A 20,174-nucleotide genomic window follows, 5' to 3' on the forward strand; every position below is an offset into this window, starting at 1 on the left:
CCGGACAGTAGCCAGCCGGGGCCGCCGGTGTCACTGGGCCGTTGGAATGATTTCGGCCACCGCCGCGACCACGCTCGCCACCTCGTCCTCGGTGTTGCAGTAGTGCGGAGACAGGCGGAGGCACCAGTCGACGTCCTTGTCGCCGAAGTCCAACCGCGCGAATTCGCGGAAGCTCGGACCAGCGCGGCCGGGGCACCGGTTCGATGCCCACTTCGAGCTAAGCCGGGCCGCTGCTGGAGCGGGTGACGAGCATGGGCAGCGCGGCGCTTTCGTCCTCGACCGTCTCCCCTTCGACGACTCGCCGCAGCAGCGAAGCCGCCAAGGCGCCGAACTCCGCGATCGGCCGCCGCACCGCGCTCAGTGCCGGGCGGACCAGCCGGCAGAGCACCGAATCGTCCCAGGCGATCAGCGAGATGTCCCCCGGCACGGAGATGCCGAGCTCGTGCGCGACCCCCAGCGCGGCCACCGCCATCACGTCGTTGTCGAAGACCAGCGCGGTCGGCGGCCGCCGCGACACGAGCACCCGGCGCGCGGCACTCGCCCCCGCCTCGTCCGAGTAGTCGGTGTAGACGACTTCCGCGCTCTCGAACCCGAGCCGCTCCGCCGCCCGCTCGAACGCCTCGGACCGCACGCGGGTGTGCATGAACTCCCGCGGCCCGGCGACCCGGACGATCCGGCGGTGCCCCAGCGCGGCCAGGTAGTCCAGCACCTCGTCGATCGCGGCCACGTCGTCGATCCACGCGCACGGCAGGCCGGGACGCCCGAGCGGCCCGCCGATGATCACCGCGGGCAGGCCCATGGCCGCCACCGCGTCCACCCGGTCGTCGTCGTCACGCAGGTCGATCATCAGCACGCCGTCGACGCGGCGCTCGGCGTGCCAGCGCCGGTAGATCTCCAGTTCGGTGTCGTGGTTCGGGGACACCTGCAGCACCAGCGAGGCCGGTCCGCTGCCGAGTTCGTCCTGGATGCCCGCGATCAGCCGGATGAAGAACGGCTCGGCGGCCAGTGTTTCCGCCGGGCGGTCGATCACCAGGCCGAACGCGCCGGCGCGGCCGTCGGACAGCGCCCGCGCGGCGGTGCTCGGCGCCCAGCCCAGTTCGGCGGCGATGCCGGTGATCCGGCTGCGCGTGGCCGCCGAGACCCCCGGCCGGTTGTTCAGGGCGTAGGACACCGCCCCCTTGGACACCCCGGCCGCCTTGGCGATGTCGGCGATGGTCGGACGTTTCAAGCAGACCTCCCGCTCGTGCTGCGGCGAGTCTAGCAACGCCTGCTTAACCGGGTAAGCAAGCGCTTTCATTGACTAGAACGCGACCAGCTGCCTACGTTGTGCACAGGGGACACAGTAGTCAGCGTCGATCACTGAACCAGTTCAGCTGTCCCTCGCGTCCAAGGAGGAACGCCGCGCCATGGCCACAGCACGCAGCGACCAGGTCCGGTTTCCGCCCGGCTTCGTCTGGGGCACCGCGACCGCGGCCTACCAGATCGAGGGCGCCGGGCCACCCGGCGCTCGTGGACCGTCCATCTGGGACACCTTCGCCGCGCGACCGGGGCGCACGGCGGACGGGGACAACGGCGACGTCGCCTGCGACCACTACCACCGCTACCCCGAGGACCTGCAGCTGCTCCACGCGCTCGGCGTCGGCGCCTACCGCTTCTCGGTGTCCTGGGCGCGCCTGCAGCACGCCGGGCGCGGGCCGCTCAACCAGCGCGGGATCGACTTCTACTCGCGGATCGTGGACGGCCTGCTCGACCGCGGCATCGAGCCGTGGGTGACGCTGTACCACTGGGACCTGCCGCAGCCGGTGGAGGACGCCGGTGGCTGGCCCGCCCGTGGCACCGCGCTCCGCTTCGCCGACTTCGCCGCCGGGGTGCACCACTTCCTCGCCGACCGGGTGAAGCGGTTCATCACGCTGAACGAACCGTGGTGCTCGGCGTTCCTCGGGTACGCGAGCGGGCTGCACGCCCCCGGCCGCACCGAACCGGCCGCCGCGATCCGCGCCACGCACCACCTGCTGCTCGGGCACGGGCTGGCGCTGGAGGCCATGCGGTCGATCGCGCCCGCCGAAATCGGCATCACGCTGAACCTCGCGCCGACCGCGGCGGCGACCGGCCACCCCGACGACATCGAAACCGCCCGCCGGGTCGACGGGCTGCACAACCGGCTGTACCTGGATCCGTTGCTGCGCGGGCACTACCCGGCCGACGTGGTGGAGGATCTCGGTTCCATCACCAAGTTCGGCTTCGTCGCCGACGGCGATCTGGGCGTGATCCACCAGCCGATCGACTTCCTCGGCGTCAACTACTACGCCCCGCAGACCGTCTACGGCACACCGGACGCCCCGCCGGTGGAGCCGCCGTCGACCCACCTCGGCCTGACCCGGCTCGGGTTCCGGCAGACCGAGCGGCGCACGAGCATGGGCTGGAGCGTCGAAGGCGCCGGGCTGACCAGGGTGCTCACCCGGCTGGCCCGCGACTATCCGCCGATCCCGTTGTACATCACCGAAAACGGCGCCGCGTACGAGGACGAGCCTGCCGGTGGCCAAGTGCTCGACCACGACCGGATCGACTACCTGGACGAGCACCTGCGGGCCGCGCACGACGCCATCGCCGCCGGGGTGGACCTGCGCGGGTACTTCCTCTGGTCGCTGCTGGACAACTTCGAGTGGGCCGAGGGGTACCGCAAGCGCTTCGGCCTGGTGTTCGTGGACTACGCGACCCAGGAACGCGTGCCGAAGCTGAGCGCGAAGTTCTACCGGGACGTCATCCTCGCGAACGGGCTCCGGTCCACGCCCCAGCTCAGGCTTGCGCGGCCGCCAGTTCCCTGACCACCTTCGCGAAATCGGCCACCAGCGGGTTGTTGCTCGCCGCGGGCCAGGCGAAGGCGATCCGCAGCGGCTCGACGTCGACGATCGGGCGCCAGCCGAGGTCGGGCCGGGCGTAGTAGGTGGACATCGAGCGCGGGCCGATGCACACCGCCGCGCCCCCGGCCACGTTCTCCAGCATCTCCTCGACGTTGTCGTTCTCCGGGCCCCACCGGGGTTCCGAGCCGTCGGGGCGCGGGTTGACCGCCCACCAGTCGACCCAGTGGCGTGGTGCCTTCCTGGTCCACATCAGCGGTTCGTCGGCCAGGTCGCCGATGGTCACCGTCTCCTGGGCGGCCAGCCGGTGCCCGGCGGCGAAGCCGACCATGCGCGGTTCCACCGCGACGATCTCCGCGTGCAGGCCGGTGGTGTCGGCGGGCAGCCACAGGAAGGCGATGTCGACCAGGCCCTCACGCAGGGCGGCCACCTCGCCGCCCCAGTCGAACCGCTTGGGCTCGACGGTGACGTCGGGGTGGCGCTCGGTGAACAGCGTGCGTGCCTTCGCGCTGAGCGGGCCCGCGCCGGTGGCCTCGAACCCGATGCGCAGCACCCGCAGTTCGGCGGCGGCCACGCTGCGCACGGTGCGCTGGGCGGTCTGCCAGTCCGCGACGAGCCGGCGTGCCGAGGGCAGCAGCGCCTCACCGGCCAGCGTGAGGCGCACCTCGCGGCTGGTGCGCTCGAACAGCAGGAGCTGCAGGTCGGCCTCCAGCTGGCGGATCTGCCTGCTCAGCGCGGGTTGCGAGACGTAGAGCCGCTCGGCGGCGCGGGTGAAGCTCAGGTCCTCGGCCACCGCGAGGAAGTACCGCAGGACACGGGTGTCGATGTCTACGCCGGCCACTCCTGGTCCCCTCAGCTCGAACTATGCGTTCAGCTTATGGGCACGGGTCTTGGACCGGGGTGAAGATCCGGTGTCTTCTTGAGGGGTGCGCTATCGACAGGAGTACCGATGACCGAGCTTTCCCGGGCGACCGTGCTGCGTGGCGTGGGCCTGGCCGCGGCGGGTTCGCTGCTGGCAGGCGGCACCGCCACCGCGGCCCCACCGGCCCGCCCGCACCCGAACGTCAAGCTGATCCAGGACTACTACGCCGCCTACGGGGCCGGGGACCTGGAAAAACTGAGTACCTTCTTCGCCGAGGACATCCGCTGGACCATCCCCGGCCACCACCCGCTCGCCGGCACCAAGACCGGCATCGACGAGGTGCTGGCCTTCTTCACCCAGCTCGGCCGCGCGGGTTTCCAGGCGCAGCCGATCTTCCTGGCCGCGGACGGCGACTGGGTGGTCGACCTGCACCGGGGCTGGAGCACCCAGCCCGCCGGGCTGGACATCACCTGGGCGCTGGCGTTCCGGATCCGGGGGCGCAAGATCGCCGAGGCGATCAACTTCGCCGGGGACCAGCACGCCGCGGACGCCTTCTTCTGGCGGACCTACCCGCTGGCGCCCATCCCGGACCGCCTCGCGGATTGACCTCCACCGCGCTGGAGCTCCTACCGTCGCGGTATGAGTGACGCGCTGATCGTGGTGGACATGCAGAACCTGTTCGTCGAGTTCGTCGGGCCCGCGGGACCCGGGGTGCTGGCCGAGGTCAACCGGTACGTGGCCGAAGCCGCCGGGCGAGGGGCACCGGTGTTCTACACCCGTGACTACGCCCCGATCGACCTGCCCGAGGGCGATCCCGAAGGCAGGCTCGCCCTGCACCCCGATCTCGACGTGCGGGGCACGGTGGTGGACAAGGGCCCCGGCAAGCGCGGCGGGTTCTCCGGGTTCCTGCTGGCCCCGGTGCTCGAACCACAGGAAGGACACGGCGGTGGCGGACTCGGCCCGCTCGCCGGGCTGCTCGCCCGGACCGGGGCGCGGTCCGTCACCGTCGTGGGCATCGCCACCGACATCTGCGTGGCGGCCACCGCGCGGGACGCGGTGCGCCTGGGCTACCAGGTCACCGTCCCGCTCGGGGCCACCGCGTACGCGAACCCGGTGACCGGCGGCGAGCACCCCGTGCTCGGGGAACTGCGCGCCGCCGGGGTCACCCTCAGCCCGTGAAGTTCACGTCGCTGCAGAAGTAGTACGACTGGTCGGAGTGGCTGGCCTGCCAGATGGTGTAGACGATGTGGCGGCCCGTGCGCGAACCCGCGTTCACGTCGATCAGCGTGTGGCTGGCCGGGGCGGTCTTGCCGACCTCCTTCACCAGTTCCAGGTTGCCCCAGCCCAGTGGCTGCGTGAGCGGGTTGAAGCCCTGCTTGGTGAGGTAGACCTTGTAGTAGTCGCCGCCGTGCAGCGCCTGGTCGTAGACGTCGACCTTGAAGTTGTTCGGCTTGTCCGCCGCCTTCCAGTTCCCGACCGCGTCCATCGCGTTGTACCGGCCGCCTTCGGCGCGCCCGCCGCTGCACAGCTGCCCGTCCGGGATGGCGCCCTGGTGGTTGCCCTTCACCCCCTCGCGGTAAAGGCCGTTCCAGTTCCACATCGCGTTCGTGTTGGCCTGCCAGGCCTGCCAGCACATCGGGTCCTCGGTGGCCATGGCGGGGTTCTGGAAGTCGTCACCCCAGCGCTCCCAGCAACCGTAGTTGCGCGTCGGCGGGTCGATGGCCGAGCCGTGCGCGGCGGCGACACCGGCGGCACCGGTCAGCAGCAGCGCCGAGGCCGAAGCCAGTGCGGCGGCGCGAAGTCGGGTGGGCACGATCTTCTCCTTCCGGCGGGGACGGGACCGGGCGGGCCACTGTGGACAGTGACCCGCCCGGCCACGGGTGTGGCTACAGCGGCGGATACGCGTTCTGCATCAGCTGCTGGAACTGCGCGGAGAACCAGTGCCCGGACAGCGGCGCGTCGGCCAGCGCGCCGGACGGGTTGTTCCCGTTGCGCACGTTGCCCTGGTAGGCCGGGTCGCACATCTGGTCGAAGCCCTTGCCCTCCTCGTTCGGGATCTCCTTGCTGGCACCGTCGGACTCACCCGGCGGCTTCATCCAGACGTAGGCGTCGATGCCCGAGGCCGGGGCCGCGGTCGGCCGCTCGCCGAGACCGGCACCGGACTGGTTGCACCAGTTGCCGGGGTGGATGCGGCGGTCGTACCGGCCGCCGTTGACGTAGGCGTCCACATTGGTCTGCGGGCCCGGGCCCGCCGGGCGGGCGCTGCCGCCCCAGCCGTTGCGCGAGGTGTCGATCAGCATGCCGACGTTCGACGGGAAGCCGACCTTGACCGCCTCCTGGCGGAACGCCTGCGCGAAGGAGAGCTCATCGACGTACCGGTTCCAGTCGACCCACTTGGACTGGCGCACCGAGGTGCCGTTGACCGAGTCGTTGATGGTGAAGTTGTTCTCCTTCAACGCCGAGTAGTTCGCCGTGTTGGCGATGAACCCGTGCACGTTCGCCGGCGTGCTGCCCTCGGCCTTGGCGGCCTCGAGGAACAGCTGCGCCGAGGCGCTGAAGTTGTCGTCCCACCCGATCCAGCCGTGGTGGCCGGCGTCGATGTAGTTGTAGACGTTCTCGACCGCGCCGAGCTTGGCCAGCGCGTAGCCGACACCCTTGACGTAGTTGCCGTTCTGCTTCATCTTGTCGCACGCGGGCACGGCGGTCGGGCGGCTGCCGGTGTTGGTCACCAGGTTCGGCAGCGAGTCGATCTCCACCGTGGTCACGATGCGCAGGTTCGCATACGCCGGGTCGGCGACGATCGAGGCGATCGGGTCGATGAACTCCGCCTTGTAGCGCGGCAGGTCCTCGGGGCCCAGTTCGCCGTTGGAAGCCAGCGCCGAGCAGTCGCGGCCGGGGAGGTCGTAGACCACCAGCTGGACCACCAGGGGCTGCCCGCCGGACTGCTGCACGGCGGCGTCCAGGTGGTCGCGCAGGCCCATGCCGCCGTTGACGCCCTCGATCGCGGCGATCCGGTCCAGCCAGACACCGGTCGGCTGGTTCGCGACCCGGCTGCCACCGGGTTCCGCGCTGGCCTTGGCCGACCACTCGGGGTTCACGTACACCTTGGCGCCGGCGTAGGGATTGTCCACCCGGGGCGCCGGGGCCTGCTCGGCTCCCGCCGACGCACCCCCGACACCGGTGACCACCAACGAGGCCGACGCGAGCGAAACCGCCGCGGCCAGGCCACGGATCAGCCGTTTGCGTGGTGTGCCTCTAGCGAAGGCAGAACGCATGATGACTCCTTTGTCATGATCTTCAGGGAGAGCCTGGGAACGCTCCCAGAACCAGGACTCTAACCCGTGCGGGCCTGGCTCCGGAAGCCCTTTGGCCTAAACTAGGCCGAGCGAGGGAATTTCCCACGGCGAACACCGCAGTCACCGCGCGAGGACCCCCGAACGCTATGAATGGGGCATTACTTGCGGTCATTGCAAGTAATGCCCCATTCATAGCGTTCGGCAGCTCAGCCGGTGGCGAGTTCGTAGGCCCGCTGCGGCACGAACTGGCCTGCCGCGGCGATGCAGCCGTCGGCCTCCCCGGGCAGCTTGACCCACAGGAAAGCCGCTATCTGCCCGTCCCCGGTGCTGGTGGTGCTCGGCGTGCCGACCGCCCGTCCCGGCGGATCGCACCATTCACTGCCCGCCGGTCCATTGCCGTTGCGGGAAGTGTCGATCACCGCGCGCAGCCTGCCGTCGCCGACCGCGGAAAGAACGGACTTCGCGAAATTGATCTCGTCGGCGGTGTTCCGGTAGTTCGAAACATTCGTCGAGATTCCGTCCGCGCTCGCGGAAATGTCGGCCGCTTTCAACCGCGCGGCCGCTTCACCGGGGTTCAGCCACGCCGAATGCCCGATGTCGAAGTAGACCTTCGCCTGCCCCGAACCGGCTTTCAGCGCTTTTCCGGCATAAGCCATCGAGGCGCTGGTCTCGGCCTGCTGGGCCGGTGTCTGGCAGCTGGTCATCAACGGCAGCACGTCCGGCTCGAGCACGATCGCCGCCGGGCGCCCGGCCAGGCCGGCCGCCACCTCGTCCACCCACTGCCGGTAAGCCGGGTGCGACGGCGCACCGCCACCACTCGCGCCGCCGCAGTCCCGGTTCGGCACGTTGTAGACCACCAGGATGGGCACCTTGCCCGCCGCCGCCGCGGCGCCGACGAAAGTGTCCACCTGGGATCGCACCGTGCCCGTGTTGGTGGTCGTGAACCACCGTGCCTGGGGAACGTTCGCTATCCGGTCCCGGATCGCCGGTGTCCTCGAGTCCCCCGGGTTCGCCGCCACCCACTGGGCCGCGTTGGTGCCGGGGTCCACATAGAACGCCGAGTCCGCCTGTGCGGCGGAGCCACCGGGAACCGCCACCGCGGCGGCGCACGCCAGTGCGCCTGCCGCGGCAAGCCGCTTGCTGATCGCCATCCATACCTCCGAGTTACTCGGCGGGACTAGGATGGGAGCGCTCCCAAAGCTGCTTCAGTGTGGCGTCCCTTCCGCTGGGTGTCAAGGCGGACCGCGCTGGGAGGGTTCCCAGTATCATGCTGGGCAGCAGCGGGAACCCAAGCGGAGTCGGGGAGTCACAACATGACGAGTACTGGTCGAGCCCGGACGAGCGGGCGCCCCACCCTGGAACAGGTGGCGGTGGAGGCCGGCGTGTCCCGCGGCACCGTCTCCCGGGTGGTGAACGGCTCGCTCGAAGTGAGCCCGCGCGCGCTCAAGGCCGTCCAGGAAGCGATCCAGAAACTCGGCTACGTCCCGAACCACGCCGCGCGCAGCCTGGTCACCCGGCGCAGCGACACGGTGCTGCTGGTGGTCTCCGAGTCCGAGGCGCGGGTGTTCGGCGAACCGTTCTTCGGCAGCCTGGTCCGCGGGCTGAGCCAGGAGCTCTCGACCACCCCGCTGCAACTGCAGTTGATGATGGCGAGCACCGCCCGGCAACACGATCGAGTGGAACAATTGGTGCGCAACGGACATGTCGACGGTGTCGCGCTGATCTCCCTGCACGGGGACGACCCGCTCCCCCGCAACCTGGTCGCCGCCGGCGCGCCGGTGGCGCTCAACGGCAGACCGATCTCCGACATCGGCACCGTGCCCTACGTCGACGCCGACAACCTCTCCGGCGCCAAGGCCGCCACCGAGTACCTGTACCAGCAGGGCCGCCGCCGCATCGCCACCATCACCGGGCCGCAGGACATGGCCGTGGGCATCGACCGCCTCAGCGGCTACCGCTCGGCGCTGCGCGGGCGCCGCGGTGGCGCCCGCCTGGTCGCCCAGGGCGATTTCGGCCAGGCCAGCGGTGAAGCCGCGATGCGCGAGCTGTTGGAAAAGGACCCGCAGGTAGACGCGGTGTTCGCGGCCAGCGACCTGATGGCCGCGGGCGCGCTGCGGGCGCTGCGCGCGGCGGGCAGGCGCGTGCCCGACGACGTCGCGGTGATCGGCTTCGACGACTCCGACATCGCCCGCAACATCGACCCGATGCTCACCAGCGTCGCGCAGCCGGTCCAGCAGATGGGCCGTGAGCTGGCGAAACTGCTCATCGCGCAGATCCGCGAGCCGGAGACGCGGCTGAGCCCGGTCATCCTGCCCACCGAGCTGGTCACCCGCGAGTCCGCCTGAATCCAGGCTTCCACCGGGTGGCCGCGGGGTAACGCTCGGGAAACGGATTCTTGACACCCGACGAGACCGGGGACACACTCGCCTGCACTGGGAGCGCTCCCATGAGGGCTCCGCCACAAGAGGGACCAGACCCATCCGGAAATAGGGGCAGCAAGTGCGAAACCGGCCAAGAAGATTACTCACCCTGACGACGATGCTGGCGACGACGGCCCTGCTGGCCGGCGCGTGCGGTACGTCCGGCAGTGGCGAACCGGCGGATTCAGGCGGGCCGATCGAACTGACGATCGCCACCTTCGGCGAATTCGGCTACGAAAGGTTGCTGGAGGAGTACGAGGCGGCACACCCGAACATCAAGGTCACCGAGCGCAAGTCGGGCAAGGCGGGCCCGCACCACCAGAACCTGATCGCCAAGCTCGGCGCCGGCTCCGGCCTCGCCGACATCGAGGCGGTCGAGGAGGGCCACCTGTCCAACGTGCTGGACAAGGCCTCCCGGTTCAACGACCTCAGCCAGATCGGGCCGGCCGACGCCGGTGCCGACCGCTGGCTGCCGTGGAAGTTCGAGATGGGCAAGAGCAAGGACGGCAAGCTGATCGGCTACGGCACCGACAGCGGCCCCCTGGCCATGTGCTATCGCAAGGACCTGCTGGAGGCGGCCAACATGCCGTCGGACCCGCAGAGCGTCAAACCGCTGTTCGCCACCTGGGAGAGCTACTTCCAGGCCGGGCAGGAGTACGTGCAGGCCTCCGGGGGCAAGCCCTGGTTCGACTCCGCGGCGCAGAACTTCAACGCGATGGTGAACCAGCAGGAGGTCGGCTACCTCGACCGCGAGGACAAGCTGACGCTGGACAACAACCCCGGCATCAAGCGCTCGTGGGACCAGGTCACCGCCGCGGTCACGCAGGGGCAGTCGGCGAAGCTGACCGCGTTCAGCAACGAGTGGAACAGCGGCTTCAAGGAAGGCGCCTTCGCCACCAAGGCCTGCCCGGCGTGGATGATCGGCGTGATCAAGGAGCAGAGCGGGGTGGAGAACCGCGGCAAGTGGGCGGTCACCGACGCCTTCCCCGGTGGCGGCGGCAACTGGGGTGGTTCCTACCTCACCGTGCCGACCCAGTCGCAGCACCCGAAGGAGGCCGCCGAGCTGGCCGCCTGGCTCACCGCGCCGGCCCAGCAGCTGAAGGCCTTCCAGGCCAAGGGCACCTTCCCCAGCCAGACCGAGGCGCTCGCCTCACCGGAACTGGCCGCGCAGACCGAGCCGTTCTTCGCCGGTGACCCCAAGACCGGGGAGCTCTTCGCCGCGCAGGCCCGCAAGATCGCCAAGCCGCAGTACAAGGGCCCCGGCGACGGCCAGATCCAGGAGAACGTGAGCACCCCGGCGCTGCAGGCCGTGGAGCAGGGCACCTCGGCGGCGCAGGGGTGGCAGCAGCTCGTCGACGGCGCCAAGAAGATCGTCGGGTAACGCACACATGACCGTTGTGCAGGCACCGCGGCGGGACGATCGCCCTTCGGCCGTCCCGCCGCGGCCCACCTTCCGGCACCGGCTGTCCAAATGGGACGTCAAGTACTCGCCGTACGCCTACATCGCCCCCTTCTTCGTGGTGTTCGGGCTGGTCGGGCTCTTCCCGCTGCTCTACACCGCCTACGTTTCGCTCTACGACTGGGAGATCGGCGACGACGATCCCCCGTTCGTCGGCTTCGAGAACTACGTGCAGCTCTTCGGCGACGGCCAGTTCTGGAACGCCGTCGGCAACACGCTGTCGATCTTCGTGCTCTCCAGCGGGCCGCAGGTCGTGATCGCGGTGCTGCTCGCCGCGCTGCTCAACACCCGGCTGCGCGGCCCGACGGGCTGGCGGGTCGGCATCCTGCTGCCCTACGCGGCCAGCCTGGTGGCCATCGGCATCATCTTCGCCAACCTGTTCGGCAACCAGTACGGCCTGCTGAACTCCATCCTCGAGGCGTTCGGCCTGGACCGGGTGGACTGGCAGGCGGGCACGCTGTCCAGCCACGTGGCCATCGCCACGATGGTGAACTGGCGCTGGACCGGCTACAACGCGCTGATCGTGCTCGCGGCGATGCAGGCCATCCCCAAGGAGATCAACGAAGCCGCGGTGGTCGACGGCGCCGGGCCGGTGCGCCGGTTCGTCAGCGTCACCCTGCCGCTGCTGCGCCCCACGCTGATCTTCGTGGTGATCACCTCGACCATCGGCGGACTGCAGATCTTCACCGAGCCGAAGCTGTTCGACGTCGGGCAGGGCTCGAACAACGGCGGTTCCAGCAACCAGTTCCAGACCGTGACGCTCTACATGTACCAGCAGGGCTTCGAGAACTTCGACCTCGGCTACGCCTCGGCGATCGCCTGGATGCTGTTCCTGTTAATCGTGGTGATCGCACTGGTGAACTTCCTGATCACCCGGCGGCTGGCCAGCACCGAAGGAGGGCGTCGATGACCCTGACCACCGCGGTACCGGCTCCCCCGGCACCGCCCGCCCGCCCGAAGGTGGCCAAGCTCGGCAGGCCCAACTTCTTCGTCTACGCCACCCTCGCGGTGTTCGTGCTCGGCTCGCTGTTCCCGTTCTACTGGTCGTTCCTGGTGGCCAGCCGGGACAACGGGATGCTCACCGAACGGGTGCCCCCGCTGGTGCCCGGCGGGAACTTCTTCGCCAACGCGGCGCAGGTGTTCGACTCGGTGGCGTTCTGGAAGGCGATGGGCAACAGCGTCCTGGTGGCCACCTCGGTGACCCTGTCCACGGTGCTGTTCTCCTCGCTGGCCGGGTTCGCCTTCGCCAAGCTGCGCTTCCGCGGCCGCGACCCGCTGTTCGTGTTCATCGTGGTGACCCTGGCGGTGCCCACCCAGCTCGGGGTGATCCCGCTGTTCATCGCGATGTCCGAACTGGGCTGGGCCGGCGGGCTGCAGGCGGTGATCGTGCCGAACCTGGTCACCGCGTTCGGCGTGTTCTGGATGCGCCAGTACACAGTGGACGCCGTGCCGCACGAGCTGATCGAGGCGGCGCGGGTGGACGGGTGCAGCATGATCCGCACCTTCTGGCACGTGTGCCTGCCCGCGGTCCGCCCGGCGGCCGCGGTGCTGGCCATGTTCACCTTCATGACCTCGTGGAACGACTTCCTCTGGCCGCTGATCGTGCTGGACGCGGGCAACCCCACCGTCCAGCTGGCACTGGAACAGCTGCAGAGCGGCTACTACACCAACTACTCGCTGGTGCTCGCCGGTACGACGCTGGCGACCATCCCCATCTTGATCGTCTTCCTCCTGCTGGGCCGCCAGATCGTGGCCGGCATCATGCAAGGCGCTGTGAAAGGGTGAAAATGTCGACTATCCCGCAGGAACTCGCCACCGAAGCAGGGCTGCGGTTCCCGGAGAAGTTCCTCTGGGGCGCGGCGACGGCCTCGTTCCAGGTGGAGGGCTCCACCACCGCGGACGGGCGGGTACCGTCCATCTGGGACACCTTCTGCGCGCGTCCCGGCGCGGTGCGCAACGGCGACACCGGCGACCCGGCGGCCGACCACTACCGGCTGATGGCCGAGGACGTCCGGTTGATGGCCGACCTCGGGCTCGGCGCCTACCGGTTCTCCATCGCCTGGCCGCGCATCGGCGCCGAGACCGGCGCGCCGAACCCGGCCGGGCTGGACTTCTACCGCCGCCTGGTGGACACCCTGCTCGAGCACGGCATCACGCCGTGGCCGACGCTGTACCACTGGGACCTGCCGCAGTCGCTCGAAGACCGCGGCGGCTGGGCGAACCGCGACACCGCCTACCGCTTCGCCGAGTACACCGAGACCGTGGTGGGCGCGCTCGGTGACCGGGTGGACACCTGGACCACGCTGAACGAGCCGTGGTGCACCGCCTTCGCCGGGTACGCCGGCGGCAGGCACGCACCGGGGCGCACCGAGCCGGACGCCGCCGTGGCCGCCGCGCACCACCTGATGCTGGGCCACGGGCTCGCCGTCGGCGTGATCCGCGCGCGCACCCGGGCCACGGCGGGCATCACGCTCAACCTGTTCCCGGTGCACCCGGCGAACCCGGACGACATGGTCGACGTCGAGGCCGCACGCCGGGTCGACGGGGTGCAGAACCGCATCTTCCTGGAGCCGATCCTGCAGGCGCGCTACCCGCTCGACGTGCTCGACGACCTGGCGCCCTACGGCATCGGCGAAGTGGTCAAGGACGGCGACCTGACCACCATCGCCGCCCCGATCGACATGCTCGGCGTGAACTACTACCGCGACCACCACGTTTCCGGGCACTCGGACGAGAGCTCCGGGCTGCCCTCGGAATGGGTCGGCGTGGAGTACGCCAGCTTCCCCGCGCGCGGGCTGCCGCTGACCGACTCCGGCTGGGAGACCAATCCCGGTGAGCTGACCGCGCTGCTGGTCGACCTGCACCGCAAGTACCCGCAGTTGCCGCTGTACGTCACGGAGAACGGCGCGGCGTACCCGGACAACATCGCCGACGGCCGGGTCGACGACCACGACCGGGTGGCGTTCCTGGAGTCGCACCTGGCCGCCGCGCACGCCGCGATCGACCGCGGGGTGGACCTGCGCGGGTACTTCTACTGGTCGCTGCTGGACAACTTCGAGTGGGCCGAGGGGTACGCGAAGCGGTTCGGCCTAGTGCACGTGGACTACCAGACGCAGCGGCGCACGCCGAAGCTGAGCGCGCGGCGGTACTCGCGGATCATCCAGGAGAACGGCCTGCGCGGGGACGGGATCTCCTGATGGCGGCCGTTTCCTACACCGGGGCGAGCCGCGTGTACGCGGGCAAGCCCCCGGTCCGCGCGGTGGACCAGCTCGACCTCGACGTGGCCGACGGGGAGTTCCTCGTGCTGGTCGGGCCGTCCGGCTCGGGCAAGTCGACGGCGCTGCGCATGCTCGCCGGCCTCGAAGAGATCGACGAAGGTGCCGTGCGGATCGGTGACAAGGATGTCACCGCGATGCCGTCGCGGGACCGGGACATCGCGATGGTGTTCCAGAACTACGCGCTGTACCCGCACATGTCGGTGGGCGAGAACATGGGCTTCGCGCTGAAGCTGCGCCGCACGCCGAAGGCCGAGATCCGGGAACGGGTGCTCACCGCGGCGCGGCTGCTGGAGCTGGAGCCCTACCTCGACCGCAAGCCGAAGGCGCTCTCGGGCGGGCAGCGGCAGCGCGTGGCGATGGGGCGGGCGATCGTGCGCGAGCCCTCGGTGTTCCTGATGGACGAACCACTGTCCAATCTGGACGCCAAGCTGCGGGTGGAGACGCGGGCGAACATCGCCGCGCTGCAGCGGCGGCTGGGCACCACCACCGTGTACGTCACGCACGACCAGGTCGAGGCGATGACCATGGGGCACCGGGTGGCGGTGCTCAAGGACGGGCTGCTGCAGCAGTGCGCCACACCGCGGGAGCTTTACGATCACCCGCAGAACTCCTTCGTGGCCGGGTTCATCGGCTCACCGGCGATGAACCTGCTGACCGTGCCGATGAACGGCTGGGGCGTGCGGATCGGGGCCTACGAAATCCCCCTGCGCCGCGACCAGTTGCGGGACGCCAAGTGGGCGGGTCTCGAGGAGATCACCATCGGCGTGCGGCCGGAAGCGCTGCGGGTCACCGGTTCCGCGGAGGAGGCGATCAAGCTCACCGTGGACCTGGTGGAGGAACTCGGCGCGGACGCACTGGTGCACGGGACCACCCCGGACAACCAGTCGCTGGTCATGCGCATCGACGGGCGCTTGGCGCCTTCGATGGGCAGGACGCTGCGGGTGGCCATCCGTGACCTGGGCGAGCTGCACCTGTTCCACCCGGAAACCGGAGAACGCCTGAACAGCTGAGGCGGGGTGCGACTGTCATGAATGTGGCTTTCGAGACGTTCCGCGTCCCGAAAGCCACATTCGTGACGTCCGGGCCCCGACACCCCCTCCACCCGAGTGTGAGGTTCAGCTGCACGAGCGTGAGGTTCGGGCTCCTGAACGTGCAACTCGGCTGCGCGAGTGTGGGGTTCGGATGTCGGTGAGTCCCACGTTCAGGAAGCCGAGTTGCACGTTCAGGAGCCCGAGTTCCACGTTCAGGAGCCCGAGTTCCACACTGAGGGGCGAGGTGTGGTGACACGAATGTGGCTTTGGGGGCGGATTCCGCCCCCAAAGCCACATTTGTGTCACCGAACTACTTACAGGTTGAGCCGTTGACGCTGAAGGTCGACGGGGTGGTGGCCGGGCCCGGGCTGGAGGCGTTGAAGCCCACGGTCACCGAGGCTCCCGGGGCGACCGTCCCGTTCCACGGCAGGTTCGTGGCCGTGACGTCCCGGCCCGACTGCGACCAGTTGGCCGACCACCCGTGCTGCAGCTTCTGCTCCCCGCCGAACGCGAACTTGAGCGTCCACCCGTTCCACGCGGCCGCGCTGGTGTTCTTCAGCACCACCGAGGCCGACAGCCCCGAGTTCCACCCGTTCGCCGTGTAGGCGACCGAGCACGAGGCGGCGGGCTCCACTGTGGACTTCTCCGCCGTCCAGTTCGCCAGCCACGCGAGCGCCGAGTTCCAGTTCACCGTCACCTCGTTCACCGAGTACGCCTCGATGTGGTCGATGAAGCAGCGCTGCGCCGGGCAGCCCTTCAGCAGGCCCGCGGCGATCGGGTCCTGCAGCGCGCTGTTCGGCCCGCCCGACAGGGCACCGGGCGGCGCGATCGGCAGCGTCGGGTCGAGCTGGTTCGCCCAGTGCCGGTGGTGCACGTTCCGCACCGGCTGGTCACCCCACCCGGACACGTACGAGTAGTTCACCGGGTTCCGCCCCAGCAGGTAGTTCATCACGCCGAACGCGCCCTCACGGTACTTCTCCTGCTTCGTGAAGTCGTACGCCAGCGCCAGCACCACGCCGTTGTTCGCGACCAGGCCGTTGGAACCCCATTCGTACGAACCGTCCTGGGTCCGGTACGGCGCGGGGTGCCCCTGCGTGGCCATCTGCGCCAGGTGCCCGTCCGCGGTGGTGGTGATCGCCTGCCGGATCGCGGCGATGTCGCCCGCGGGCAGGGTCGTCGGCACCAGTGCGAGTGTGATGTCGCCCAGGGCGCCCGTCGAGCCCCAGTCGAAACCACGCGTGTTGATGCTGGCGCCCTTGTACAGCGACGAGCCGGTCACGTCGGCCCGGTAGTCGCTCTTGCCGGTGGTGACGAACAGTTCCGCCGCCGCCCAGTAGAACTCGTCGGTCACGGTGCTGTCGCCGTAGGCACCACCGCCGGTGCCGTCGTTCGGGTCGGCGATCTTCGCCGGGTTGGCCTCGGCCGCCAGGTACGCCTTTTCGGCCGCCGCCAGTGCCTGCGCGGAGAACGCCGGGTCGATGTCCTTCCACAGCCGGGACGCCTGTGCCGCCACCGCGGCCAGGTTCAGCGTCGCCGCGGTGCTGGGCGCGGAAAGGCGCCGCACCTGCGGGTCCTCGTGCGGGAGCAGGGGCAGCCCGGTCCACTGCGCGTCGTGGATCTTGTGGTGCGCCATGCCCGCCAGCGGCTGACCGGCCGGCACCTGCATCTTGAGCAGGAACTCGACCTCCCACCGGGCCTCGTCGAGGATGTCCGGCACGCCGTTGCCGCTCTCGGGGATCGACAGCTTGCCGTCACCCAGCGCCGTGGCGTCACCGACGCGCAGGGCGCGCTCGTACTCGTTGAGCACCTGCCACGCCGAGATGCCGCCGTTGACCACGTACTTGCCGTGATCGCCCGCGTCGTACCAGCCACCGGGCACGTCCAGCGTGTAGTCGCAGCCGATCCCGGCCAGGCACGGCACGTCGTTGTCCCCCTTGTTGGGCGCGACGTTCAGGTGCCCCGCGGGCCGTGCGTACTCCGCTCCGACGTACTCCGCCTCGATCGGCGTGCCGCTGCGCTGGTGGTAGAAGAACGCGAGCGAGTCGTACCGCAGGTCGGTCAGCACGTCCGGTGAGATGTCGAAGGGGTGGCTGGTGTCCCCGCCCACGGTCAGCGTGTAACCGGTACCGACGGTTTCATAGGCGGAGAAGTCGACCAGGTGCACGTTCTCCCCGGAACCCGCGTCCAGCCCCTTCGGCGTGCTCTGGCCGCTGGCCACCGCGGCGCCCGCCGCGTTCTTCAGCGTCCACGGCAGCGGTGTGGTGGACTCGTTCGCCACGCTCGCCTGCTTGGGCAGGTCCGGCAGGTAGCCGACCTGGTTGACCCGCACCGGCGCGGCCGGCTCGAGCCCCGGCGGCGGCAGCACCCCGCCGATCAGCGAGACGTTGTCCACGCAGATCGTGTTGTCGAAGGACTGGCCGCCGAACCAGAAGGCCAGCTGGCCGTTCCCGGCCGCCGGGAAGTCCAATGTGGACTCAAAGGTGTAGGTGAAGCTCTGCGGCTCGGGCGTGACGACCACTTCGGTCCTGGCGATCTGCCGGTAGGGGTCCACCGCCTCGCCGGCCACCGCGGAGATCGGCTGCTCGGTGACCGCCCGCGCGTCGAACTTCAGCGTGTAGGACTGCCCCGCTTCGTACGCCACGCCGTTCTGCCCGGCCAGCGCGTCGTAGCCGTTGACCGTGCCGCCGGTGACCTTGCTGCAGAACTCGCCGCCGACCACCGAGCCGGTGGTGCCGGCGCCGTTCCACCACGGGTTGACCTCGCCGCTGGCGAAGTCGCCGTTGACCACCCGCTCGTATTCGGCGGCCGCGGCCGCCGGTGGCAGCACCAGCAGCCCGGCCGCCAGCAGGGCGCCGGTGGCGGTCAGCGCACGTCGTCGTGCTCTGTTCGGCATCTCTTGGGTCTCCTGTCCGGGAAAGGGTGGGTGGCCGCCGTCTGTGTCCATCTCGGACCGAGGCGACCACCTCGGGAAACGGCGACTAGGAGCGCTCCCAGAAGGTACCCGCGGGACCGCCGCTTTGGGAAGGTGGCCAGACCACCGGGACGGTCCGTGTCGCCCACCCGGCCGCAGCTCACCCTTTCGGCGCAGCCCACTGGACGAACCGGGCGGGAGGCCGCTGCGGCTATTCCCCCGGACAGCTCCGCCGCGCTATGGTTTTCCTCCGCTGGGAGCGCTTCCACACGGATTTCTCCGCCGCATCGGCGCGCGCGGAGAGGCAGGAAGAAAGGAAGCGAAAGAGTGACAAAGAAAAGGGCGGGTACCGCACTCGCCGCCGTCACCGCTCTGGTGGCCGGATTGCTCACGATGGTGCTCGGCGCGAGTCCCGCGTCGGCGCACGGCGCGTTGATGAAAGCGGGCAGCCGCACCTTCCTCTGCTGGCAGGACGGGCTCTCCCCGCAGGGCAACATCGTGCCGCAGAATCCCGCCTGCTCGGCGGCGGTGAACCAGAGCGGGGCGAATTCGCTCTACAACTGGTTCTCCGTGCTCCGGTCGGACGGGGCCGGCCGCACCCGCGGCTTCATCCCGGACGGGAAGCTGTGCTCGGGCGGCAACCCCAGTTTCTCCGGGTACGACGGGGTCGGCGACTGGCCGCTCACGCACCTGACCTCCGGGGCGAATTTCAACTTCTCCTACAACGCCTGGGCCGCGCACCCGGGCTGGTTCTACCTCTACGTCACCAAGGACGGCTGGAACCCGAACGCCCCGCTGCGCTGGGACGACCTCGAGGAACAGCCCTTCGCCACCGCGGACCACCCGCAGGTCACCGGTTCGGTGGGCAGTGTCGGGGCGTCCTACAACTGGTCCGCCGCGCTGCCGTCGGGCAAGACCGGACGCCACGTCATCTACTCGGTGTGGAAGCGCTCGGACAGCACGGAGACCTTCTACGGCTGCTCCGACGTCACCTTCGACGGCGGGAACGGGGAGGTCACCGGGGTCAAGGAGGGTTCGGGCGGCAACCCGACCGACCCGCCGCCGGGCCCGGCGAACTGCATGGCGCAGTACGCCGTGACCGGCACCTGGAACGGTGGCCACCAGGCCGAGGTCACCGTGATGAACCACGGCACCACGGCGCTGTCCGGGTGGCGGACCTCCTGGACGCTGCCGGCCGGGCAGAGCATCAACAGCGTGTGGAACGGCAGCCACACCCAGTCCGGTGACCAGATCACGGTGCGCAACGTGGAGTGGAACGCGCCGGTGGCCGCCAACGGCACCACGAAGTTCGGCCTGTCGGTGAACTCCGCCGGCAGCAGTCCGGCGGTGCCGTCGCTGACCTGCCAGAGCCCGTAGAGCCGGGCGGCATCACTGAGGCGGCGGCCTCAGTGATGTCCCGCAGGATCTCAGTGGTGCCCGTGCTCCGGATCGGCGAACACACAGCCGTCCACGTCGGCGGGCACCTGCGGCACCGCGGCGTCGGCGTAGTCGCAGCGGAAATAGAACAGGTCCAGCGCGCTCACGCCGAGGAAACCGGCCGAAACCGCGAATCCGTTGCCGAAGGCGAAAGTGGGCCCGTCCTCGACGCCGCCCTCGGTCATCGCCTGCCGCCAGGACCGCTGGAACTGCTGTTGCCGATCACCGCCGAACACCAGCAGCGCGACCTTCGGGTATTCGGGCGACACCGCGCAGGTGGCCCATTCGCTGACGAACGGCTCATAGAGAGCGGCGATATCCGAACCGACGAACGCGCGCAGATCAGCGGGCTTTTCCGCGGTGACCCCGGTGCATTCGCCCGCCTTCTCCGCCACCCAGCCGGCCACCTGGTCCACCGTTTCCAGCCGGGTGGTCAGCGCGGCGGCACCACGATCAGGCTTGGGTTCCGCGTTGTCCTCGCCGGCGCACGCGGCCACCGAGCTCCACACGCCGAGAGCGACCAGCACGGCGGCACCGACCCGGTTCATCCTGCCTCCAACACCGTTGATGGGAGCGCTTCCAGCATTACCGCCCGCCGGTTCACCGTAGCCCGGTATCGCCT

The 20,174-nt window shown here is 69.8% G+C and carries 18 protein-coding genes; 10 read left to right on the top strand and 8 right to left on the bottom strand.

Annotation, left to right across the window (positions count from 1 at the left end):
• Positions 1–30: 30 nt before the first annotated feature.
• Together JOM49_RS43895 and JOM49_RS31080 are read right to left on the bottom strand one after the other, a co-directional pair.
• Positions 31–153 (bottom strand): hypothetical protein, encoded by a 123-nt coding sequence (locus JOM49_RS43895; RefSeq protein WP_281068337.1) that lies wholly within the window; start codon positions 151–153, stop codon positions 31–33.
• A 64-nt stretch (positions 154–217) separates the two neighbouring features.
• Positions 218–1,228, bottom strand: coding sequence for a LacI family DNA-binding transcriptional regulator (locus tag JOM49_RS31080; RefSeq protein ID WP_209667728.1), 1,011 nt, complete (start codon positions 1,226–1,228; stop codon positions 218–220).
• A 178-nt stretch (positions 1,229–1,406) separates the two neighbouring features.
• Between JOM49_RS31080 and JOM49_RS31085 the strand changes: the two genes are divergently transcribed.
• A complete protein-coding gene (locus tag JOM49_RS31085) occupies positions 1,407–2,825 on the top strand; it encodes a GH1 family beta-glucosidase (protein ID WP_209667729.1) in 1,419 nt (472 codons plus the stop codon).
• Here JOM49_RS31085 and JOM49_RS31090 read toward each other — a convergent pair.
• Positions 2,797–3,699, bottom strand: coding sequence for a LysR family transcriptional regulator (locus tag JOM49_RS31090; RefSeq protein ID WP_209667730.1), 903 nt, complete (start codon positions 3,697–3,699; stop codon positions 2,797–2,799). The genes JOM49_RS31085 and JOM49_RS31090 overlap by 29 nt on opposite strands.
• Positions 3,700–3,807: 108 nt before the next feature.
• On the opposite strand from JOM49_RS31090, the gene JOM49_RS31095 reads away from it, so the two are divergent.
• Together JOM49_RS31095 and JOM49_RS31100 are read left to right on the top strand one after the other, a co-directional pair.
• Complete coding sequence (locus tag JOM49_RS31095; protein ID WP_209667731.1) at positions 3,808–4,326, top strand: nuclear transport factor 2 family protein; 519 nt, start codon at positions 3,808–3,810, stop codon at positions 4,324–4,326.
• 33 nt (positions 4,327–4,359) lie between these two features.
• Complete coding sequence (locus tag JOM49_RS31100) at positions 4,360–4,899, top strand: cysteine hydrolase family protein (RefSeq protein WP_209667732.1); 540 nt, start codon at positions 4,360–4,362, stop codon at positions 4,897–4,899.
• Here JOM49_RS31100 and JOM49_RS31105 read toward each other — a convergent pair.
• From JOM49_RS31105 to JOM49_RS31115, 3 genes are all read right to left on the bottom strand, one after another.
• Entirely contained in the window at positions 4,889–5,536 is a 648-nt protein-coding gene (locus tag JOM49_RS31105) for a lytic polysaccharide monooxygenase auxiliary activity family 9 protein (protein WP_209671812.1), read from the bottom strand. The two genes, JOM49_RS31100 and JOM49_RS31105, sit on opposite strands and share 11 nt — an antisense overlap.
• Before the next feature lie 70 nt (positions 5,537–5,606).
• Positions 5,607–6,995, bottom strand: a complete 1,389-nt coding sequence (locus JOM49_RS31110; RefSeq protein ID WP_209667733.1) for a glycoside hydrolase family 6 protein — start codon at positions 6,993–6,995, stop codon at positions 5,607–5,609.
• A 227-nt stretch (positions 6,996–7,222) separates the two neighbouring features.
• Entirely contained in the window at positions 7,223–8,167 is a 945-nt protein-coding gene (locus tag JOM49_RS31115) for a glycoside hydrolase family 6 protein (protein WP_209667734.1), read from the bottom strand.
• 213 nt (positions 8,168–8,380) lie between these two features.
• On the opposite strand from JOM49_RS31115, the gene JOM49_RS31120 reads away from it, so the two are divergent.
• From JOM49_RS31120 to JOM49_RS31145, 6 genes are all read left to right on the top strand, one after another.
• Entirely contained in the window at positions 8,381–9,361 is a 981-nt protein-coding gene (locus tag JOM49_RS31120; RefSeq protein WP_282767862.1) for a LacI family DNA-binding transcriptional regulator, read from the top strand.
• A gap of 193 nt (positions 9,362–9,554) precedes the next feature.
• The gene (locus JOM49_RS31125; protein ID WP_209667736.1) at positions 9,555–10,817 is read left to right on the top strand and encodes an ABC transporter substrate-binding protein; all 1,263 of its coding nucleotides are present in this window, start codon (positions 9,555–9,557) and stop codon (positions 10,815–10,817) included.
• 7 nt (positions 10,818–10,824) lie between these two features.
• Positions 10,825–11,805 carry a carbohydrate ABC transporter permease gene (locus tag JOM49_RS31130; RefSeq protein ID WP_209667737.1) on the top strand — a complete coding sequence of 327 codons (981 nt, stop codon included), beginning with the start codon at positions 10,825–10,827 and terminating at the stop codon, positions 11,803–11,805.
• Complete coding sequence (locus tag JOM49_RS31135; RefSeq protein ID WP_209667738.1) at positions 11,802–12,680, top strand: carbohydrate ABC transporter permease; 879 nt, start codon at positions 11,802–11,804, stop codon at positions 12,678–12,680. The genes JOM49_RS31130 and JOM49_RS31135 overlap by 4 nt, the downstream gene beginning before the upstream one ends.
• Before the next feature lie 2 nt (positions 12,681–12,682).
• The gene (locus tag JOM49_RS31140; RefSeq protein ID WP_209667739.1) at positions 12,683–14,092 is read left to right on the top strand and encodes a GH1 family beta-glucosidase; all 1,410 of its coding nucleotides are present in this window, start codon (positions 12,683–12,685) and stop codon (positions 14,090–14,092) included.
• Complete coding sequence (locus JOM49_RS31145) at positions 14,092–15,183, top strand: ABC transporter ATP-binding protein (protein ID WP_209667740.1); 1,092 nt, start codon at positions 14,092–14,094, stop codon at positions 15,181–15,183. The genes JOM49_RS31140 and JOM49_RS31145 overlap by 1 nt, the downstream gene beginning before the upstream one ends.
• A gap of 331 nt (positions 15,184–15,514) precedes the next feature.
• On the opposite strand, the gene JOM49_RS31150 is transcribed toward JOM49_RS31145, so the two are convergent.
• Entirely contained in the window at positions 15,515–18,097 is a 2,583-nt protein-coding gene (locus tag JOM49_RS31150; protein WP_209667741.1) for a glycoside hydrolase family 9 protein, read from the bottom strand.
• A gap of 345 nt (positions 18,098–18,442) precedes the next feature.
• Between JOM49_RS31150 and JOM49_RS31155 the strand changes: the two genes are divergently transcribed.
• Complete coding sequence (locus JOM49_RS31155) at positions 18,443–19,492, top strand: lytic polysaccharide monooxygenase auxiliary activity family 9 protein (protein ID WP_282767866.1); 1,050 nt, start codon at positions 18,443–18,445, stop codon at positions 19,490–19,492.
• A gap of 50 nt (positions 19,493–19,542) precedes the next feature.
• Here the strand turns inward: JOM49_RS31155 and JOM49_RS31160 are convergent, their stop codons facing one another.
• Positions 19,543–20,100: a hypothetical protein gene (locus JOM49_RS31160; protein ID WP_209667742.1), complete on the bottom strand. Its 558-nt coding sequence runs from the start codon at positions 20,098–20,100 to the stop codon at positions 19,543–19,545.
• Between the last annotated feature and the right edge of the window lie 74 nt (positions 20,101–20,174).

It is taken from the genome of Amycolatopsis magusensis (assembly GCF_017875555.1).
Taxonomy (GTDB): Bacteria; Actinomycetota; Actinomycetes; order Mycobacteriales; family Pseudonocardiaceae; genus Amycolatopsis; species Amycolatopsis magusensis.